The 15,988-nt window shown below is 63.0% G+C and carries 17 protein-coding genes and 2 pseudogenes; 12 read left to right on the top strand and 7 right to left on the bottom strand.

Annotation, left to right across the window (positions count from 1 at the left end; all coding sequences use genetic code 11):
* Positions 1-167: 167 nt before the first annotated feature.
* The 3 genes from purB to EOB49_RS22705 form a co-directional block, all read right to left on the bottom strand.
* Complete coding sequence (gene purB, locus EOB49_RS22715) at positions 168-1,475, bottom strand: adenylosuccinate lyase (RefSeq protein ID WP_127382286.1); 1,308 nt, start codon at positions 1,473-1,475, stop codon at positions 168-170.
* Between the two features lie 59 nt (positions 1,476-1,534).
* Positions 1,535-1,948, bottom strand: a complete 414-nt coding sequence (locus EOB49_RS22710) for a hypothetical protein (protein ID WP_127269893.1) — start codon at positions 1,946-1,948, stop codon at positions 1,535-1,537.
* Positions 1,949-2,055: 107 nt separating this feature from the next.
* Complete coding sequence (locus tag EOB49_RS22705; RefSeq protein ID WP_127382285.1) at positions 2,056-2,781, bottom strand: DUF2259 domain-containing protein; 726 nt, start codon at positions 2,779-2,781, stop codon at positions 2,056-2,058.
* Positions 2,782-2,908: 127 nt separating this feature from the next.
* On the opposite strand from EOB49_RS22705, the gene EOB49_RS22700 reads away from it, so the two are divergent.
* Complete coding sequence (locus EOB49_RS22700; RefSeq protein ID WP_127269889.1) at positions 2,909-3,163, top strand: DUF2171 domain-containing protein; 255 nt, start codon at positions 2,909-2,911, stop codon at positions 3,161-3,163.
* 9 nt (positions 3,164-3,172) lie between these two features.
* Here the strand turns inward: EOB49_RS22700 and EOB49_RS22695 are convergent, their stop codons facing one another.
* Positions 3,173-4,198, bottom strand: coding sequence for a P1 family peptidase (locus EOB49_RS22695; protein ID WP_127382284.1), 1,026 nt, complete (start codon positions 4,196-4,198; stop codon positions 3,173-3,175).
* On the bottom strand, positions 4,198-5,271 hold the full coding sequence (locus EOB49_RS22690; RefSeq protein WP_127382283.1) for an ABC transporter substrate-binding protein: 1,074 nt from the start codon (positions 5,269-5,271) through the stop codon (positions 4,198-4,200). The genes EOB49_RS22695 and EOB49_RS22690 overlap by 1 nt, the downstream gene beginning before the upstream one ends.
* Before the next feature lie 179 nt (positions 5,272-5,450).
* On the opposite strand from EOB49_RS22690, the gene EOB49_RS22685 reads away from it, so the two are divergent.
* The 7 genes from EOB49_RS22685 to EOB49_RS22655 all read left to right on the top strand — a co-directional run bounded on the left by EOB49_RS22685 (position 5,451) and on the right by EOB49_RS22655 (position 11,895).
* A complete protein-coding gene (locus EOB49_RS22685; protein WP_095791541.1) occupies positions 5,451-5,978 on the top strand; it encodes a flavin reductase in 528 nt (175 codons plus the stop codon).
* Complete coding sequence (locus EOB49_RS22680) at positions 5,975-6,904, top strand: MoxR family ATPase (protein WP_023810354.1); 930 nt, start codon at positions 5,975-5,977, stop codon at positions 6,902-6,904. The genes EOB49_RS22685 and EOB49_RS22680 overlap by 4 nt, the downstream gene beginning before the upstream one ends.
* Positions 6,905-6,907: 3 nt before the next feature.
* On the top strand, positions 6,908-8,152 hold the full coding sequence (locus EOB49_RS22675) for a VWA domain-containing protein (RefSeq protein ID WP_127382282.1): 1,245 nt from the start codon (positions 6,908-6,910) through the stop codon (positions 8,150-8,152).
* Positions 8,153-8,212: 60 nt separating this feature from the next.
* Entirely contained in the window at positions 8,213-8,551 is a 339-nt protein-coding gene (locus tag EOB49_RS22670) for an XdhC family protein (RefSeq protein ID WP_127382281.1), read from the top strand.
* A gap of 6 nt (positions 8,552-8,557) precedes the next feature.
* Positions 8,558-9,295 carry an XdhC family protein gene (locus EOB49_RS22665; protein WP_127382280.1) on the top strand — a complete coding sequence of 246 codons (738 nt, stop codon included), beginning with the start codon at positions 8,558-8,560 and terminating at the stop codon, positions 9,293-9,295.
* Positions 9,296-9,361: 66 nt separating this feature from the next.
* On the top strand, positions 9,362-10,972 hold the full coding sequence (locus EOB49_RS22660; RefSeq protein WP_127382279.1) for a molybdopterin-binding/glycosyltransferase family 2 protein: 1,611 nt from the start codon (positions 9,362-9,364) through the stop codon (positions 10,970-10,972).
* Between the two features lie 32 nt (positions 10,973-11,004).
* Entirely contained in the window at positions 11,005-11,895 is an 891-nt protein-coding gene (locus EOB49_RS22655) for an alpha/beta hydrolase (protein WP_127382278.1), read from the top strand.
* Positions 11,896-11,924: 29 nt separating this feature from the next.
* On the opposite strand, the gene EOB49_RS22650 is transcribed toward EOB49_RS22655, so the two are convergent.
* Positions 11,925-12,977: a DUF1176 domain-containing protein gene (locus EOB49_RS22650; protein ID WP_127382277.1), complete on the bottom strand. Its 1,053-nt coding sequence runs from the start codon at positions 12,975-12,977 to the stop codon at positions 11,925-11,927.
* 137 nt (positions 12,978-13,114) lie between these two features.
* Between EOB49_RS22650 and EOB49_RS22645 the strand changes: the two are divergent.
* Positions 13,115-13,621, top strand: a pseudogene (locus EOB49_RS22645) (DUF1993 family protein).
* 55 nt (positions 13,622-13,676) lie between these two features.
* On the opposite strand, the gene EOB49_RS22640 reads toward EOB49_RS22645, so the two are convergent.
* Positions 13,677-13,841: a hypothetical protein gene (locus tag EOB49_RS22640; protein ID WP_023810361.1), complete on the bottom strand. Its 165-nt coding sequence runs from the start codon at positions 13,839-13,841 to the stop codon at positions 13,677-13,679.
* A 591-nt stretch (positions 13,842-14,432) separates the two neighbouring features.
* Here EOB49_RS22640 and EOB49_RS37890 point away from each other — a divergent pair.
* The 3 genes and pseudogenes from EOB49_RS37890 to EOB49_RS37885 form a co-directional block, all read left to right on the top strand.
* Positions 14,433-14,573, top strand: a complete 141-nt coding sequence (locus EOB49_RS37890; protein ID WP_245472794.1) for a hypothetical protein — start codon at positions 14,433-14,435, stop codon at positions 14,571-14,573.
* 115 nt (positions 14,574-14,688) lie between these two features.
* Entirely contained in the window at positions 14,689-15,756 is a 1,068-nt protein-coding gene (locus EOB49_RS22630; RefSeq protein ID WP_127382276.1) for an aldo/keto reductase, read from the top strand.
* 54 nt (positions 15,757-15,810) lie between these two features.
* Positions 15,811-15,988, top strand: a pseudogene (locus EOB49_RS37885) (cysteine desulfurase-like protein); the annotation flags it as partial.

The raw sequence follows: 15,988 nt of genomic DNA, 5'->3' as shown, positions 1-15,988 counted from the left end.
TCTCCCCGTCACTATACGGGGAGAAATGCCCGGCAGGGCAATGAGGGGCAGCGCCAAAGTCGTGAATTTGTCAAAGCGTGAATGGGTGCGATCGTCGCCGAAGTCGGCACCGCCCCTCATCCGCCTGCCGGCACCTTCTCCTCGTATAGTGACGGGGAGAAGGAAGCTCAGGCTTTTCCAAACACCCGCTTGAAGATCGTGTCGACATGCTTGGTGTGATAGCCCAGGTCGAATTTCTCGCGGATTTCGGCTTCCGGCAGCGCTGCGGTCACTTCCTTGTCGGCCAAAAGTTCCTCAAGGAAATCAGCGCCTTGCTCCCACACTCTCATGGCGTTGCGCTGCACCAGCCGGTAGGAGTCTTCGCGCGACAGGCCGGCTTGGGTCAGCGCCAGCATGACGCGCTGCGAATGCACGAGGCCGCGGAACTTGTTCATGTTCTTCAGCATGTTGTCGGGATAGACGAGCAGCTTGTCGACGACGCCGGTCAGCCGTGACAGTGCGAAATCGAGCGTCACGGTGGCATCCGGGCCGATCATGCGCTCGACCGAGGAGTGCGAGATGTCGCGCTCGTGCCAGAGCGCCACATTCTCCATCGCCGGTAGCGCCATAGACCGCACCATGCGGGCGAGGCCGGTGAGGTTTTCGGTCAGCACCGGGTTGCGCTTGTGCGGCATGGCCGACGAGCCCTTCTGGCCCGGCGAAAAATACTCTTCCGCCTCCAGCACTTCGGTGCGCTGCAAATGCCGGATCTCGATCGACAGCCGCTCGACCGACGAGGCGATGACGCCGAGCGTGGCAAAGAACATGGCATGGCGGTCGCGCGGGATCACTTGCGTCGACACCGGCTCGGGTTTCAGGCCGAGCTTCGCCGCGACGTGTTCCTCGACATAGGGGTCGATGTTGGCGAAGGTGCCGACCGCGCCCGAAATCGCGCAGGTCGCTATATCTTCCCGCGCGTGCACCAGCCGCTCGCGGCAGCGCGAGAATTCGGCATAGGCCTGCGCCAGCTTGACGCCAAAGGTCGTCGGCTCGGCATGGATGCCATGGCTGCGGCCGATGGTGACGGTGTCCTTGTGCTCGAACGCGCGGCGCTTAAGCGCTGCAAGCAGGCCATCGATGTCGGCGAGCAGGATGTCGCTGGCGCGGGTAAGCTGCACCGCAAAGCAGGTGTCGAGAACATCGGACGAGGTCATCCCCTGGTGGATGAAGCGGGCGTCCGGGCCGACGAATTCGGCGAGATGGGTGAGGAAGGCGATGACGTCATGCTTGGTGACGCGCTCGATCTCGTCGATCGCCTCGACATCGAATTTTGCCGCCCCGCCCTTTTCCCAGATGGTTTTTGCCGCTTCCCTGGGAATGACGCCGAGTTCGGCCAGCGCGTCGCAGGCATAGGCTTCGATCTCGAACCAGATGCGGAACCGGGTTTCTGGCGACCAGATGGCGACCATTTCCGGCCGGGAATAGCGAGGGATCATCGGTCAGTCCTGACATATCGAGAAGTTTGCCCGCGTCCTAACAGAGGCGAGCAAAATGCTCAACGCTGCTGGCGCGCAAACCAGACGCCCGCGGCAAACAGAGCGATGAAACCAACTGGAAAATAGAGCCGGATGCCCAGCACCACGAACTGATAAAGCGCAATCAACGTCGTGAAGACGAACTGGAGGACCCAGGTGCGGGTGAAAGCAGGCGCATGCCACTCGGCGTAGTAGGAGCGGTACTGCAGGGCAAACAGCCCGGCGGTCAGGCCGATCGTCGCCGCGGCTAGGCACACGAAGGCCGCGGCAAAGGCGACTTCCCAGCGTCTTCCCTGCGAGACCAGCCGCGCCGCGAACAGGCCGATGGGAAAAGCCAGCGCAGCTCCCACCGCAAACAGCGCGGTGACAATGCGGATTTTCGCCGGCGTCTCCCAGTCGTCCAACAACAGGGCGACGAGCGCGCTGGCGCCCATCGTCGTGGCCCATAGCAAGGCGCCATAAAACGCAGTGCGCGGCGTCGGTATCGCGCGGCGAAGGCGGTTCAGCGAACGATCGCGCGGGGCGGGTGGGACAAACGGTGTCACAGGCGGCCGGTCACCGCGATCCAGCGAAAGTCCGGGCCTTCAAAGCCGTATTGGCGCACCGCGATCAGCACGGCATAGGCGCTGAGACTGTCCATCGAAAAGGTCTGCACAGCGCCGATGCGGTAGCCGTTCGGGCAACCCCGGCTTTTCGGTATCGACTTGTCCTCGTGCAGCAGCTTGGTCGTGCCGCCATCCTGCGCCTCGATACGCAGCAGCCGGAAGCCGTTGATCTCGCCCTGGCTCTCGCAGCCCTCGGTGTTGTTCATGCCGAGCTCGTCGAGCCGAAACTCGAGCGGTGGGTCGACCGGCGAAAAGATCGGGCGCGGGTTGACTGCCATCCGGTGCGGATCGGCCGAAAGTTCGGTCACCGGGTTGAAGCCGGCGGTGATGCCGCGATTGGCGTCCAACTCGGCCTGACTGACAATGGCTTCGCCTTTTTGCCGGGCCTGAAGGCGCGCCGCATCCAGTTTGGCATTCTCGTCCTCAAGCCGGACCCGGATCGGCGTGCCCTTGAGAAAGCTGTCGGTGCTGGTGTCGATGTAGTAGCGGTTGGCATAGGGAAAACCCGATCCATCCTGCACGCCATATTCCTCGAAAGCAAAGACGCTGCCGTCCTTGGTGAAGCCGAGGATTTCAAGTTCGGCGACATCGCCGGCATGAGCCGCGATCGAGGTGGCAAACTGTGCAAGCAGGCCAACGGCAAACAGAAAGAGCATTCGCATCGGTCTTCACCCCCGTGATCGTCTCAATCCCCTAGCACGCCGAAATCAAAACGTCGTGCGGTGCGAAAGCCGATGCATCCAATCGGCCCGTCATTTGTTATCGTCGGCAGTCCCAATGGAGACCACCATGACCGACACCAGCAAAATTCGCGAGCATATGGAAGTCGTCGGCGCCGACGGCGTGCATGTCGGCACTGTCGACAAGGTCGATGGCCAGCGCATCAAGCTGACCAAGGCCGATAGCGGCGAGGGCGCTCACAAGGGCCATCATCACTATATTCCCCTGAGCCTGATTGCCGAAGTCGACGGCAAGAAGGTCTGGCTGTCGGCGAATTCCGATGTTGCGGTGACGTTCGAGGAAGAAAAGTCCGATCGGGTCTGATTGATCGCTTCACCTCAGGCGTGACGACCAGACCGGAAACAGATCGTTTTCGGCAGGGGTTGCCGCATAGACGCCGCGACTGATGGCGCGCGCCATGGTGGCGCCGGCTGCGGCGTAGAGATCGATCGCCGCATCGGCGGAGAGTTCGATACCGCTCGTGCCGGTCGCCAGCGCGAACACAAGGTCGCCATCGGCCGGTGTGTGCGTCGGCCATATCGCGCGCACGAACCCGTCATGCGCCGATATCGCCAGGCGCTTGGCGGCAGCTTTTGTGAGCACCGCATCGGTGGCAATGACGGCGATGGTGGTGTTGCCGCCGGTCTCCATCTGCTTGCCAACATGCTTGTCGCGGTGTTTCAAAAGAATCCGTTTCGCATCGTCCGGCATCGGCGAGGGATAACCAAGCCCGCCGAATTCGCGGCCGATTTCGAACGGTGCTGCCCAGAAATGGCGGGTTCGGCCTGTGGTCACCGATCCGGTCGGGTTGACGGCGGCCAGCGCACCGACGGTGACGCCGCTATCCAGCAGCGTCGAGGCGGAGCCGAGGCCGCCTTTCAGCCCCGAGGTCAGCGCGCCGGTGCCGGCGCCGATCGTGCCAAGCTGGAAATCGGCGGCGGCAGTTTGCGCGGCCTCATAGCCAAGCTCGCGGTAGGGCGGATAACGGCCCCAATCCTTGTCGCCGCCATTGCGCAGGTCGAACAGGATCGCCGACGGCACGATCGGCACGCGAAAACCACCGACCTCCAGGCCGATGCCGCGTTCGCGCAATGCCGCCTGCACGCCGGACGCCGCGTCGAGGCCGAAAGCCGAACCGCCTGAAAGCACGACGGCGTGCACCACATCGACGGAATTGTGCGGTTCGAGCAGGTCTGTCTCGCGCGTGCCCGGCGCGCCGCCCAGGATCTGAACGCCGGCCACTGTCGGCGTGTCGCAAAGCACTGTCGTGACGCCGGACTTCAGGCTGGCGTCGGACGCATTGCCGACGCGCAGGCCGGCAACGTCGGTGATCAGGTTGCGTGGGCCGGTGCGAAACATCAGTTGCTTTCCAAGGGCGCAAAGCGCGTGCCGTCGAAACGGAAGACGCGGTAAGGTCTCTGGCTGAGGTCGCCTTTTGCATCAAAGCGGATCGGCCCGATCGCCGTGGTGAAATCCTGTCCGGTCAGGGCCTCCGTCAGCGGCTTGCCCGAGCTTTCGGACAAGCCTGATGCTGCCTTGGCGATTTCGACCGCCGCAAAGGCCGGCAGCGCATAGCCGTCAGGCACGATCTTCTTAGCGTCAAATGCCGCCAGCACTTTTGGATCGGCGACATCGGCCCATTCCGGCGGTGCGATCATCAGCGTGCCCACGGCATAGGGTACATCGCCCGGCGGTGTGCGGAGATTTTCGCCGCCGGCAAAGACGATGCCCGCCTGAAGCTGTGCGGCATCGCGGCCCATGATGGCGATGTCGTCGCCGTCGCCACCGGCAAAGACATGCGTCGCGCCAGCCTTCTTCAGCCGGCCGATCATGCCGATCTGGTTGTCGAGCTGTGGCCGGAACGTGTCGACGAATACCGGTTTCAGCGCTGCCTGTTCGGCCGCTGCCCGCAACGTCTCGGCGATCTCACGTCCGTAGATGGTGCCGTCGTCGATAATGGCGAACAGCTCGTTCTGCCATAGATGGGTGAGGGCGGACGCGATGGCGTTGCGCTCATCGTCGCCGCGCGGCCCGAGGCGATAGACCGGCCAGCCGGTCTTGGCGCGGCGGTCGGTCAGGCTTTCGGTCCGCACGCCAATGGTGATGACCGGAATGCCGGCGTCCTTCAGGATCGGCATCGCCGCCTCGATCGCCTCGGTGCAGAGAAAGCCGACCACGACATTGACCTTGGCAGCGGCGAAATCCCTGGCCGCGGCAGCGCCGCCGTCGGCGGTGCAGGCGTCATCCACGGTCTTCAGTTCGATGCCGTTCGCTTCGGCCGCCAGGCCTGTGCCGGCCTCGACCTGCTTGCCGAGAATGGCCGATGGTCCCGACAAGGGGGCGGCCACGCCGACCAGCAGCGTCTGGGCGCCGGCGGCGCTGGCCGTGAACAGCCAGAACAGCGCCGCTATTGTTCTTGTCCTGGGTCGCATTCGAGCGATGGGTCCCTCCGTGCCGGCTCTATGCTCCTGGCACTATTGCCGCCAAGACCTAAAGGCTGCCCGGCCTTGGTGCAACACGGGAATTTCGGGATATGGCTCAAGCACTTCGCTTGTGGCGGGCTATATCTGGCCATATATGTCGGTAGGATCCTGACCATGGAAAAAATACGGTGCTGAAGAAGAACGACATTGGGCCGCAGGCCTATCGCGACGCGATGAGCCACTTTGCCGGCCACGTCCATGTGGTCACCACCGACGGGCCGGCCGGCAAGCGCGGCACGACGGTGATCGCCGCCTGTTCGGTGTCGGACACGCCGCCGACCATCCTGGTCTGTCTCAACCGCGAAAATGCCAAGAATGAGCTGTTCGTGAAAAACGGCAGGTTTGCCCTGAACACGCTGGCCTCGCACCAGGAGCCGCTGTCGGTCGGCTTTTCCGGCATCACCGGCCTGCCGGTCGAGGAACGTTTCGCGCTTGGCGAATGGGATGTGATCTCCACCGGCGCGCCGACCCTGAAAGGCGCGCTTGCCGTGTTCGACTGCGAATTGATCGACACCAAGGATCTGGCCACCCATCGTGTGCTTTTTGGCAAGGTGACAGGTCTGCGTATGGGCGATAATTTGCGGCCGCTGATTTACCACGCCCGCGGCTACCACGTTCTGGACAGCGGAGCGGCGGCGTTCACGGAGAAAGAATGACCGAGCTGAAACCGCGCGCCGCGCCACGGACGATCGACGAGACGCTCGATCTCCTGACCGGTGCGGACTATGTGGCGGACAGGTCGCTGGCGACCGTGCTGTTCCTGTCGTTGCGTATGAAGCGGCCGCTGTTCCTCGAGGGCGAGGCCGGCGTCGGCAAGACCGAGATCGCCAAGGTGTTGGCACAGGCGCTCGGTCGCCGGCTGATCCGCCTGCAGTGCTATGAAGGCCTCGACGTTTCGTCCGCCGTCTATGAGTGGAACTACGCCGCGCAGATGATCGAGATCCGCATGGAGGAGGCGGCCGGCAAGGTCGAGCGCTCCGCCATGGAGCGCAACGTCTTTTCCGAAAAATACCTGATCCGCCGCCCGGTGCTCGATGCGCTGACCGGAAAGACGGGCGCTGCCCCGGTTTTCCTGATCGATGAGCTCGACCGTACCGACGAGGCGTTCGAAGCCTTCCTGCTCGAAATCCTGTCCGACTTCCAGGTGACGGTGCCCGAACTCGGCACCATCAAGGCGGAAGAACCGCCGATCGTCATCATCACCACCAATCGCACCCGCGAAATCCACGATGCGCTGAAGCGGCGCTGCCTCTATCACTGGGTCGACTATCCCAACGCCGAGCGCGAACTCGAGATCGTGCGCCGTAAGGTGCCGCAGGCCAACCAGCGGCTTTCGGCCGAAGTGGTCTCCTTCATCCAGAAGCTGCGCCAGATCGAATTGTTCAAGGTGCCTGGCGTCGCCGAAACCATCGACTGGGCCGGCGCGCTGACCGAACTCGACAAGGTGGCGCTCGATCCGGAAACCGTCTCCGACACGATCGGCGTGCTGTTGAAATACCAGGACGACATTGCCCGCATCGAACAGGGCGAAGGCCGGCGCATCCTCAACGAGGTGAAGGCCGAGCTTTCGGCGGCGGAGTAGGCGATGCCGCGCCCCGAACCGAAAGAGGCCATGCCGCACGGGCGAATCGCCGACAACATCGTCTATTTTGCCCGCACCTTGCGCAAGGCAGGCATGCGGGTCGGGCCGGCCTCGGTCAAGGACGCAATCGAGGCGGTGCTCGCCGCCGGCATTGGTTCGCGCGACGATTTCTACTGGACGCTGCACGCCGTGCTGGTGTCGCGGCATGAGGATCACGCCACTTTCGACGAAGCCTTCCGGCTGTTCTGGAAATCGCGTGAACTGATCGAGAAGATGCTGGCTATGTTTTCGCCGGTGGCGCCCGACACCAGGGAAAAGCAGAAGCCACGCGCCGCTGAAAACCGGGTCAGCCAGGCGATGTTCGAGGGCCACCAGAAGAACCAGCCGCCGCAGGAAATTCCCGAGATCGAGGTCGACGCCCGCTTCACCTTTTCCGGCAACGAGGTGCTGCGGGCCAAGGATTTTGCCCAGATGAACGCCGCCGAGATGGCCGATGCCAAGAACGCGATCGCGCAGTTGCGGTTGCCTTTCGACATGGTGCGCACCCGGCGCTTCAAGGCCGATGCGCATGGCCGCCGCATCGATCCGCGCGCCATGATGCGTTCGGCCGCGCGCACCGGCGGCGAACTGATTCTGCCGAAGTTCCGTTCGCCGCGCGAGGTTCACCCGCCGCTGGTGGTGCTGGCCGACATTTCCGGCTCGATGAGCCAGTACACGCGGATTTTCCTGCATTTCCTGCATGCACTGACGGAAAAAAGGCGTCGCGTGCACACCTTCGTCTTCGGCACCCGGCTCACCAACCTGACCCGGCAGATGCGCCATCGTGACCCGGATGCAGCCCTGGCCGACTGCTCGGCGGCGGTCAGGGACTGGTCGGGCGGCACCCGCATCGGCGACACACTTGCCGAGTTCAACCTAATATGGTCGCGGCGCGTGCTGGGGCAGGGCGCGGTCGTGCTTCTGATCACCGACGGGTTGGAGCGCGACGATGTCGACGGCCTGTCGGAGGAAATGGAGCGCCTGCACAAATCCTGCCGGCGGCTGATCTGGCTGAACCCGTTGCTGCGCTTTGACGGTTTTCAGGCGCGCGCCCGTGGCGTCAAGGCGATGCTGCCGCATGTCGACGAGTTCCGCTCGGTGCACAATCTCGATGCGCTCGCCGATCTCTGCGCGTCATTGGACAAGAAGTCGGCACTATCCGTCGATCCGCGCCGATGGCTGGACGCTGGCGCGAGGCACGCCGCATAACCATATCTTTCCCACCCGGAAAACAGATCCCGAGAAAAACAGACTTCTGGAGAAACGGTCATGGAAAACAGCATTTATCTGGATGAGGCCCGCGACCCGCTGATCATCGCGGAGGGCTGGATGAAGGACGGCAAGGACGTGGCCATAGCGACAGTGGTCGAGACCTGGGGATCGGCGCCCCGACCTGTAGGCAGCCATCTGGTCATTGATGCCGACGGCAATTTCCACGGCTCCGTTTCCGGCGGCTGCGTCGAAGGCGCTGTGGTCAGCGAGGCCATCGACGTCATCGACAGCGGCAAGGCCAGGATGCTGGAGTTAGGTGTTGCCGATGAAACCGCATGGCAGGTCGGCTTGTCCTGTGGCGGCCGCATCAAGGTGTACGTGGAAAGACTGGGCTGATCTCGGATGGATCCCTACGCCTTAAAAATTTTGAACGCCGAACGACGAGCTCGCCGTGCGGCGATCCTGGTCACCGATCTCGGTGACGGCCGCGACCGCATCGTGCGCGAGGGCGATCAGGTCGCCGGCGATCTCGGCGCTGCCATCGCCAAGGCGTTTCGCACCGGCAATTCCGGTTCTGTCGAGGCAGAGGGGCGAACCTTCTTTCTCAACGCGCATCTGCCGCAGCCGCGTCTGGTCGTGATTGGCGCTGTCCATATCAGCCAGGCGCTGGCGCCGATAGCGAAGATTGCCGGCTATCCCGTGGAGATCATCGACCCCCGCACCGCTTTCGCCACGCCGGACCGCTTTCCCGATGTGGCGCTTCATGCCGAATGGCCGGAGGATGTGCTGAAGCGCCAGCCGCTCGACAGCTACACCGCACTTGCCGCCGTCACCCATGACCCGAAGATCGATGATTTCGCGCTGAAGGCCGCGCTCGACGCCAACTGTTTCTATGTCGGGGCGCTCGGTAGCAGGAAGACGCATGCCAAGCGGGTCGAACGCCTGCTGGCGCTGGGCGCGAGCGCCGATCAGATCGCCCGTATCCATGCGCCGATCGGGCTCGACATCGGTGCTGCCAGCCCGGGAGAGATCGCCGTTGCGGTGTTGGCCCAGGCGATCCACGCCTTCCGCTCGCGCGGTCTTGATGCCTCCGCATCGGCTCCAAAATCGAAATCGACTTTGGAAAAGCACGATGCGTAGATTCAAAATAGCAGAGCGTCCGTTGCGCGTCCAAAAGGACGCGCGGCGCTCTGCGGGCGCGGCGGCGTGAAATTCGGCCCGATCCCGATCGAGACAGCGGAAGGCGCGGTGCTGGCGCATTCGACCACCGCCGGCGAACGCCGCTTCCGCAAGGCGCACAGGCTGAGCGCTGAAGATGTGGCGCTGCTGCGGGCTGCCGGCATTTCTGAGGTCGTTGCGGCCGTGCTGGCCGTCGACGACCTCGGCGAGGATGCCGCCGCGCAGACGATCGCCGAGAGCATGACCTTTCGCGGGATCGAGGCTAGGCCTGCCGCTACCGGGCGGGTCAATCTCCATGCCAAGGCGCCGGGCATCTTCACGGTCGATGCCGCTGTCATCGATGCCATCAATGCCATTGATCCCGCCATCACCATCGCCACGCTGGCGCAGCATGCGCCGGTCGAGAAAGGCCAGATGGTCGCGACCGTGAAGATCATTCCCTTCGCGGTCAGTTCAGCGCTGGTCGACGCTGCGACGATAATCTGCGCCGGTGGTGAGATCTTTGCCGTCAATGCCTACCGGCCCGTGCGTGTCGGCGTCATCCAGACGGTTCTGCCGGGCATCAAGCCTTCCGTGCTCGACAAGACGCTGCGCGTCACCGAAGCGCGGCTGGCGCGTACGGGCGGCAGGCTGACTGCGGAGCGCCGCACGCCGCATGAGGTCGCGCCAGTGGCGGAGGCCGCGGTCTCCCTGGCGCGCGACAACGACATGGTGGTGATCTTCGGCGCTTCGGCGATGAGCGATTTTGCCGATGTCATTCCCGCGGCGATCGAGAAGGCGGGTGGTGCAGTCATCCGCGCGGGTATGCCGGTCGATCCCGGCAATCTGCTGGTGCTCGGCACGCTCGATGGCAAGCGCATCATCGGCGCGCCCGGCTGCGCCCGCAGCCCCAAGGAGAATGGTTTCGACTGGGTGCTGGACCGGTTGATCGCTGGCCTCGACGTGACGGCTAGGGATATTGCCGCCATGGGGGTCGGCGGGCTGTTGATGGAAATCCCGACACGGCCGCAGCCGCGCGAACCGCTGCCGGCCAAAAGCCAGCTCAAGGTCGGCATCGTGCTGCTGGCCGCTGGCCGCTCAAGCCGCATGGGCGGGCCGAACAAGCTTTTGGCGCTGTTCGACGGCAAGCCGCTTGTGCGCCGCACCGCCGAGCGGGCGCTCGGCTCGAAGGCGTCCAGCACTGTCGTCGTCACCGGCCACCAGCGCGAGCGGGTGCGCGCTGCGCTGGCGGGCCTCGACGTGACCTTCGCCGACAATCCCGATTTTGCCGAGGGCCTGTCCACCTCGCTGAAAGCCGGCATCGCCTATCTGCCGGAAGATTCCGCCGGCGTGATGATCGTTCTCGGTGACATGCCTGATATCACGTCCGATGATCTCGACAGATTGATCGATGCTTTCCGCAAGGCCGGCGGCAATGCGGTGGTCCGCGCCTCGCATGACGGCAAGCGCGGCAACCCTGTGCTTTTGCCGCGCTCGCTGTTTCCGGCGATCGCCCATCTCGAAGGCGACACCGGCGCGCGCCATCTGGTCGAGACGGAAGGGCTCGATGTCATCGACGTCGAGATCGGCGCGGCGGCGTCAGTCGATGTCGACACACGCGAGGCACTCGAAGGCGCCGGCGGCGTGCTGCAGGATTGACAAACCCAAGCCGAATTACGCATGCCTTGGGCATGTCTATTCGCTGCCAAATTTTCTGTGCCTTTGCAGTCGCGACCGCGTTGCTGTCTTCGGCCGCGCAAAGTCAGACGCTGTCCCTAAAACCCTTCAAGGACGATCTCTTCGCCTATCCGCCCACGCTGTCGTCTGACATCAACGGCACCTACACGGTCATCGACTACCGCGAGATGCGCGACATCAACCAGCGTGACCAGGTGCCCGAGCGGCGGGTGAACTTCCAATACACCGACACCGGCGTCCGCAAGATGCAGCAGGATCTGTTGCTGAAAACCGATGCCGGCGATGTCAGGCATGTCGCCGTCGGAAAGACCGAGGGCGCCGGCATCATCGTGCTTTATCTGCACGGGCAGGGCGGCAGCCGCAAGCAGGGTGTCGACGACTTCACCTTCGGCGGCAATTTCAACCGGCTCAAGAACCTGATGGCCGGCAATGGCGGCCTCTACCTCAGCCCGGATTTCACCGATTTCGGCGACAAGGGAGCGGCGCAGGTGGCGGCGCTGATCGGTCATTATGCCGAACAGTCGCCAGGCGCGAAGATCTTCGTCGCCTGCGGCTCGATGGGCGGCGCGCTGTGCTGGAAGCTGGCCGCGCGCAAGGACACGGGCGGACGCATCAATGGCCTGCTGCTGCTCGGTTCGCTGTGGGATGAGAGCTTTTTCACCAGCCCGGCCTTCAAGCGCCGCGTGCCGGTCTTCTTCGGCCAGGGCAGCCACGACGTGGTCTACCCCGTGGCAAAGCAGGAGGCGTTCTTTCGCTCGATCCTGGCCAAATCGAAGACCTATCCGACCCGCTTCGTCCGCTTCGAGACAGGCACCCATGGCACCCCGATCCGCATGACCGACTGGCGCGGCACGCTCAACTGGATGCTGTCGAAGGCGCCCTGACCGACGCAGCCTGCAAGCTCGTGTGACGCTCAGGGCGCGGTGTTATAGTCGACAACCGTCTCCGGATTTTGCTCGCCGTCATAGGACGCATCGACGTCATACTGGACCAGCGAAAAATTGCCGTTGCGGAACAGATACGTCCCTGCGTCGGACGCATCGCCGATGCCGCGCCACTTGTTGAATGTTGCGATCGTGTGGGCAGCCTCGTCATAGTCGGAATTGACCGCCCAGCCGGACGTCTGGAAACCGACGATACTCATGCCCAGCAATTTGCCGTTGCTGTCATTGTTCTCGTAGCGGATGTCCATCTTGGGCTCGGCGAACTGCAACTGCTGCACGCCCGACACGTCGTCGGTCATATAGTAGACCGAGCTTTCATTGTAGGCCGCGGCCGAACAGGAAAAATGGAACAACCGCGTCTCCTTGTCGGGTTCGCCGGGCTGCGCATCCTTGTCCTTGTATTTAATCGAAAAAACGGTCGGCTCATTGGCAAGGAACTGCTTGTCGCACTGGTCGCCATAGGTTGCCAGAAAGGCCTTCTTGGCCTGCTCCACTGCGGTGTCTTTCTTTGGCGGTGGCGGGCCATCGCCGCAGCTTGGCGGCAGCGCCTCCTCGAGATCGGCAGTGGAGGGCTTCAGTGCCCCTTTCTCGATGTGGATCGGATCGAAAGGCGGCGCCGCCTGGATCTGGGCATTCACCTGGCGCAGCGTATAGCACCCGGCAAAGACCTTTTCGCCGCCAGCCTTGTCCGTCGCGCGGATGGCGACGGGGACGTTGTAGAAAATGCTGCCAGCCGCGCCTTCGTCGGAAACCGTCCCGGTCTGGACTTCGACCTTGTCCGTCCCATCATAGCCCTTGACGAAACTATCGAAATCCTTTGCCGGCTTTGTATCGCCGAAATACCCCCATGCGCGGGCGAATTCGTGCCGGCTGATGGCGCTGTACAGCGAACGGACAACCGCGTCGGCGCTCGACCGATCGTCGATATAGGGCGCTTCGGGGGCATCGTCGGCAGCCAATACCGTCTGGCCGATCGGTGCCAGGGAGAGAAAGGCAGTCGCTGCGAAAAGGGCGCGTCTCATCGGGAACCTCCGCTCGATAGAGGATTCTACGACGGCGATTGCGGCAACGTGGTGACGCAGGCTCGACGGACTTGAAGAATCGCGCGCGAAGGCGCTACGTCGCGTCCACCGGCGTTCGGCCGGGCAGGAGATTTGACGTGACGATATCGATGTATGAGGCGTCCGTGCCGGTGTTTTCGGCCAGGCTGAAAGCGCTTTCCAATGTGCTGGCGACCTCCGAACAGAATGCGCTTGACCGCAAGATCGATCCGCAGGTGTTTCTGACGTCGCGGCTGGCGCCAGACATGTTCGCCTTGACGAGGCAGGTGCAGATCGCCACCGATCATGCCTAGGGCGCGCCGTCACGGCTCGCCGGCCGCGAAGTGCCGAAATATGAGGACAACGAGGCGAGTTTTGCCGATGTCCAGGCTCGCATCACGAAGACGCTCGACCTTCTGGCGACATTTTCGGCTGCCGAGTTCGACGGCTCCGACGACAAGATCATCGAGCTGAAGCTTGGCGGACGGGAAAGTTCGATGCCCGGCCTGCAGTATCTGCTGCATGTGGCTATGCCCAACTTCTATTTCCACCTCACCACGGCCTACGACATTCTTCGCCACAATGGCGTGCCGTTGGGCAAGGCGACGTTCCTGGGATCGCGCTAGGGAATTGAGTTTTTTGGAGATGTCCCGGATCGATCCGGGACATCTCCGGAAGTACCTAGCGAATGGACATTTCGCGGGCGATGCGGGGGAAGTCGGCCGGCTTGATACCGATGTCGGCGCGGTCGGCATTGCTCATCGAATGAAGCAGCGCGAGCGCCGAGCGGTATCTCAGATGCTCCTGCGGCCGCGGCCGGGCGAACATTTCAGTGAAGAAACCCATGATTCAAGCCCCAAATTGGTCCTCCACATCCGCCAATATAGTTGAATCGTGACAATTGTGCAGTGCAGCATTTGCATACCTGCCATGTCTTGGCGAATTTTTCGACATTTTCTCTAACGGGCGAAACTTTTGGCCGGTGCGTATCGTAGCCTCGAATGCTGGCTACTGGCCGGTTTTTCCTCGCCACTCCTGGCGAATTCCGGACTGCGTGAAAATGCAGTCCGGCTTTTGTTTTTGGGATTGCGGTGGGTCAAGCGGTAGACGAGGCGAAGGCTAAATTCGTTAAGATCGGTGCCATGCATTTTTAACGAGCCGGTTCTATGCTTCGATACCCGAATGGTCGGGCGAGGGGGAGGCTGACATCGCTACTGGCGCCAAGCGGGATTTCGCTTCGTTGCTCGACGACCTCTTTATCGCCCCCGACAAGAATGGCGAGGGCGAAGACGCCGGCGCTCGTCCATCCATCATGCCAAGCTGGCTCTCGCCGGCAAAGAGCCAAAGCCCGAGGAAAAGCTGCCGCCGATCGATCCCGAAGCCATCGCCGTCGAACTCGGCCTCAATCAGCCCAGGCAAGTCGCCGATTTCGGTCGTATGCGCCGCCGCTTTGCCTTTGCCAACCATCCCGACCGTGTCGCCCCGCATTTGCGCCAGCGCGCCATGATCCGCATGCAAGTGGCCAACATGCTGATCGACGAGGCCAAGCGCCGTGCACTAGCCGGTGCTCGCCGCTAACCCGGCTGGTTCACGCAAAAGTCGGTCTGGCGAGGCTTGGAGAGCGGCTCTGCTTTGCCTATAGATGCGGCTTCCTCCGCGCAGTCGCGCCAGCCTTCCTCCGGAGCCGAATTTCATGCACAAACGCCGTCTCGGTCGGACCGATCTTCTTGTGACCCAGATCTGCCTGGGCTCCATGACCTGGGGCCAGCAGAACACCGAGGCCGAAGGCCACGCCCAGATGGACCTGGCTTTCTCGCGTGGCGTCAATTTCATCGACACCGCCGAGCTCTATCCGATCCCGCCCAAGGCGGAGACGCAGGGACGGACCGAAAGGATCATCGGCAGCTGGATGAAAGCCAAGGGCAACCGCGACAAGGTGATCCTGGCCTCGAAGGTCGTCGGCCGCACGGCCAACGCATGGTTTCGCGGCGACAGGCCGTCGCAACTGGTGCGCGCCGATATCTTTGACGCCATCGACAAGTCGCTGGCCAAGCTCGGCACCGACTATATCGACCTCTACCAGATCCACTGGCCGGAGCGGGATATCCCTTGGGGCGCCAACCCGACGCGCGTCGGCGCCGTGTCGCCGCGCGCCGATTCCGTCGGCGCACCGGCCGACGAAACACCGATCGCCGAGACGCTTGGCGTCTTCGACGAACTGATGAAGGCTGGAAAGATCCGCCATTTCGGGCTGTCGAACGAGAGTTCCTGGGGCGTGATGCGGTTCCTTGCCGAAGCCGACAAGGGCATCGGCCCGCGCGTCGCGTCGATCCAGAACGCTTACAATCTCGTCAACCGCACTTTCGAGGTGAACCTCGCCGAGGTCTGCGAGCGCGAGCAAGTGTCGCTGCTGCCCTATTCGCCGCTGGCCCAGGGCTATCTCACCGGCAAATACGACCATGGCGCGCGACCGCAGGGGTCCCGCTCGCAGCTGTTCAATCGCGGCCAGCGCTACGAGACGCCAGGTGCCGCTGAAGCACAACTCGAATACAATGAGCTGGCGCGCTCCTTTGGCCTGGAGCCGGCACTGTTTGCCAATGCCTATGTCTCGAGCCGTCCGTTCGTAACCTCCAACATCGTCGGCGCAACGACGCTTTCGCAGCTCGACATGGCGCTGTCTTCCGTCGACGTCACCTGGACCGAAGAAATGCAGAAGGCGGTGGACACAATCCACCAGCGGGTCGGCAATCCCTGTCCTTGAACGGGATTTGCCGCAGGCCGAATATCCAATGATTACAATGGGAGCAGGGCAACAATGGATTTTCCGATCGAGGCTATCCGGGGAAAATTTCCCGCTCTCTCCCTGACCGACAGGGGCCGCCGCCGGATCTATCTCGACAACCCTGCCGGCACGCAGGTGCCACAGGCGGTGGCGGACGCCGTGTCGCGTTGCCTTTTGACCACCAATGCCAACCTTGGCGGCTATTTCGAAA

This window comes from Mesorhizobium sp. M7A.F.Ca.MR.148.00.0.0, from assembly GCF_003997735.1.
Classification (GTDB): Bacteria; Pseudomonadota; Alphaproteobacteria; order Rhizobiales; family Rhizobiaceae; genus Mesorhizobium.
The sequence above is the reverse complement of the archived record's forward strand: the minus strand, read 5'-3'. Positions and strand labels throughout refer to the sequence as shown.